Origin of the sequence: Adlercreutzia equolifaciens (assembly GCF_029076695.1) — a bacterium.
Taxonomy (GTDB): domain Bacteria; phylum Actinomycetota; class Coriobacteriia; order Coriobacteriales; family Eggerthellaceae; genus Adlercreutzia; species Adlercreutzia equolifaciens_A.
This window is the reverse complement of sequence record NZ_JARFIK010000325.1, coordinates 1-307: the sequence shown is the minus strand read 5'-3', so window position 1 is coordinate 307 and position 307 is coordinate 1. Positions and strand designations below refer to the sequence as shown.

Annotated in this window: 1 protein-coding gene; it reads right to left on the bottom strand. The window is 70.0% G+C overall.

Going from position 1 to position 307, the window contains the following annotated elements; genetic code table 11:
- On the bottom strand, positions 1 to 307 hold a 307-nt coding region (locus PZH32_RS12590), incomplete at both ends, for a DUF2252 family protein (protein WP_275208586.1).

Sequence of the window (307 nt, the reverse complement as noted above, 5' to 3'; positions counted from 1 at the left end):
GGCCGCCATCACCGCCGCAGCCCCGCGGGAGAAGGCGACGGGATTGGCGGCCATGCGCTGATGGCGCTCCGGCACCAGGTAAGGCAAGCGGTTCTCGTCTTGGGCGAACAGCAAGTCTAAGGCTTCCGTGCGCTCCCGCTGCACGTTCCATGTGCCCAGCTTGGAGCGGGGCACGCGCTGGCGCAACTGCTTCCAGCGCTCGAGCGCCTCGTACCACCCCGGGCCGCGCGGGGGCTCTTTCCGTTTTGCCGCCGCTCGTTTCGAGGGGCCGTTCTTGGCCGCCGCGGATCGGTTGCCGACGCCTTGG